The sequence below is a fragment of the Desulfovibrio subterraneus genome, assembly GCF_013340285.1.
Taxonomy (GTDB): domain Bacteria; phylum Desulfobacterota; class Desulfovibrionia; order Desulfovibrionales; family Desulfovibrionaceae; genus Halodesulfovibrio; species Halodesulfovibrio subterraneus.
The window spans coordinates 1-3,205 of the sequence record NZ_BLVO01000002.1; the positions used below are offsets into that span (position 1 = coordinate 1).

Below are 3,205 nucleotides of genomic sequence, written 5' to 3' on the forward strand. Positions count from 1 at the left end.
TGGCGGCGGCCTACTTTCCCACCAGCTCCCTGGCAGTATCATCGGCGATGGCGGGCTTAACTTCCGAGTTCGGAATGGGATCGGGTGTACCCCCGCCTCCATGACCACCAAGACAAAGTTCTCGGGCCTGCGTCTACCCGGAAAGGCGAACGGTATTTACCCCGTTGCCACATCGGCATGACTTTGACCCAAAATTTGAATCAAATAGGGAGGAAAGGAAGATTTTAAAAGAAAAATAAGGCGCACGGACTATTAGTACCGGTAAGCTGAATACATCGCTGTACTTACACCTCCGGCCTATCAACCAGGTGGTCTACCTGGGTCCTTCAGCTCTTTCGAGAGGGAGACCTTATCTCAAGGCAGGCTTCACGCTTAGATGCTTTCAGCGTTTATCCCTTCCGAACGTAGCTACCCTGCTATGCCGTTGGCACGACAACAGGTCCACCAGAGGTTCGTCCACCCCGGTCCTCTCGTACTAGGGGCAGGCCCTTTCAAGTCTCCTACGCCCACAGCAGATAGGGACCAAACTGTCTCACGACGTTTTAAACCCAGCTCGCGTACCACTTTAAACGGCGAACAGCCGTACCCTTGGGACCTGCTTCAGCCCCAGGATGTGATGAGCCGACATCGAGGTGCCAAACCGCGCCGTCGATGTGAACTCTTGGGCGCGATCAGCCTGTTATCCCCGGCGTACCTTTTATCCAATGAGCGATGGCCCTTCCACTCGGAACCACCGGATCACTAACACCGACTTTCGTCCCTGCTCGACATGTCTGTCTTACAGTCAAGCTCCCTTATGCGTTTGCACTCAACGGCTGGTTTCCAATCAGCCTGAGGGAACCTTTGCATGCCTCCGTTACTCTTTAGGAGGCGACCGCCCCAGTCAAACTACCCACCAGACACTGTCTCCGAGCCGGATAACGGCATCGGATTAGAGCCTTAGATTGGCAAGGGTGGTATTTCAAGGTTGGCTCCACACACACTGGCGTGCACGCTTCAAAGCCTCCCACCTATCCTACACATGCCAATCCAAAACCCAATGTCAAGCTATAGTAAAGGTGCACAGGGTCTTTCCGTCTTGCTGCGGGTACACGGCATTTTCACCGCGACTTCAATTTCACCGAGTCTCTGGTTGAGACAGTGCGGAGATCGTTACACCATTCGTGCAGGTCGGAACTTACCCGACAAGGAATTTCGCTACCTTAGGACCGTTATAGTTACGGCCGCCGTTTACCGGGGCTTCGATTCAAAGCTTCGCTTGCGCTGACCTCTCCTCTTAACCTTCCGGCACCGGGCAGGTGTCAGTCCCTATACATCGTCTTACGACTTAGCAGAGACCTATGTTTTTAGTAAACAGTCGCCACCGCCATTTCTCTGCGGCTCTTCGGTGCTTTACGTGTAAAACATACACACCAAAGAGCACCCCTTATCCCGAAGTTACGGGGTCATTTTGCCGAGTTCCTTAACCAGAGTTCTCTCGTGCGCCTTGGATTACTCATCCCGCCCACCTGAGTTGGTTTGCGGTACGGTCTGCATGAACTAAACTTAGAAGCTTTTCTTGGAAGCGTGGACTCAGCAGCTTTCGGCCATACGGCCACCGCGTCGTGTCTCAGCCATAAGGAAGACGGATTTGCCTATCTTCCAAGCCTACACACTTGCACCAGCTAATCCAACAGCTGGCCTGCGTATCCTACTCCGTCCCTCCATCGCACATTCATACAGGTACGGGAATATTAACCCGTTTCCCATCGGTTACGCATTTCTGCCTCACCTTAGGGGCCGACTAACCCCGGGAAGATTACCTTTACCCGGGAAACCTTGGGCTTACGGCGAACAGGTTTTTCACCTGTTTTATCGTTACTCATGTCAGCATAATCACTTCTCTACCGTCCAGCTAGCCTTACGGCACACCTTCAACCAGTAGAGAACGCTCTCCTACCACTCGATAAATCGAGTCCGAAGCTTCGGTACCATGCTTAGCCCCGTTACATTTTCGGCGCAGAATCTCTAGACCAGTGAGCTATTACGCTTTCTTTAAAGGATGGCTGCTTCTAAGCCAACCTCCTGGCTGTCTGTGAAATTCCACCGCCTTTTCCACTGAGCATGGATTTGGAGACCTTAGCTGTCGGTCTGGGCTCTTTCCCTCTCGACTACGGGCCTTCTCACTCGCAGTCTGACTCCCGAGGAACATTTATGCGGTATTCGGAGTTTGATAGGGTTTGGTAAGCTGGTGAGCCCCCTAGCCCTGTCAGTGCTCTACCCCCGCTAAACTACCTCGAGGCTATACCTCAATATATTTCGGAGAGAACCAGCTATCACCGGGTTTGATTGGCCTTTCACCCCTATCCACAAGTCATCCAAATCGTTTTCAACCGATACTGGTTCGGTCCTCCACTCAGTTTTACCTGAGCTTCAACCTGCTCATAGATAGATCACCCGGTTTCGGGTCTACTCCACAGTACTTGACGCCCTTATCAGACTCGCTTTCGCTACGGCTCCACTTTCGCTTAACCTTGCACTGTAAAGTAACTCGCTGACTCATTATGCAAAAGGCACGCGGTCACATCTCAAGGATGCTCCCACAGCTTGTAGGCAGATGGTTTCAGGTTCTATTTCACTCCCCTAACAGGGGTTCTTTTCACCTTTCCCTCACGGTACTGGTACACTATCGGTTGCCAGAGAGTACTTAGCCTTGGAAGATGGTCCTCCCAGATTCCCACGGGGTTTCTCGTGTCCCGCGGTACTCAGGTACGGCCTATGCTGCGTTCAACTTCAGGTACGGGGCTTTCACCCACTATGGCCGAGCTTCCCAGCTCGTTCCCCTATTTACTGACAGATCAATGTTGGCCGCCCTACAACCCCGACTGGTCGAAACCAGCCGGTTTGGGCTAATCCCCGTTCGCTCGCCGCTACTGAGGGAGTCTCGTTTGATTTCTTCTCCTCCGGGTACTGAGATGTTTCACTTCCCCGGGTTCGCCTCCAAGAGCCTATGTATTCAGCTCAAGGATAACCGGACATGACTCCGGCTGGGTTTCCCCATTCAGACATCAGCGGATCAAAGGATGTTTGGCTCCTCCCCGCTGCTTATCGCAGCCTACCACGTCTTTCATCGCCTTCTGGCACCAAGGCATCCACCAAATGCCCTTAATAACTTATTTTTCTTAGACTTCCTTTCCGTCCCTATCGATTGTCAAAGAGCAGAGGC

At 52.5% G+C, this 3,205-nt stretch carries 2 rRNA genes; both read right to left on the reverse strand.

Features of this window, described 5'->3' with window-relative positions:
* Positions 1–112: ribosomal RNA gene (gene rrf, locus HUV30_RS00485) — 5S ribosomal RNA — on the reverse strand; the annotation flags it as partial.
* Between the two features lie 119 nt (positions 113–231).
* Positions 232–3,158 (reverse strand): 23S ribosomal RNA (locus HUV30_RS00490).
* Between the last annotated feature and the right edge of the window lie 47 nt (positions 3,159–3,205).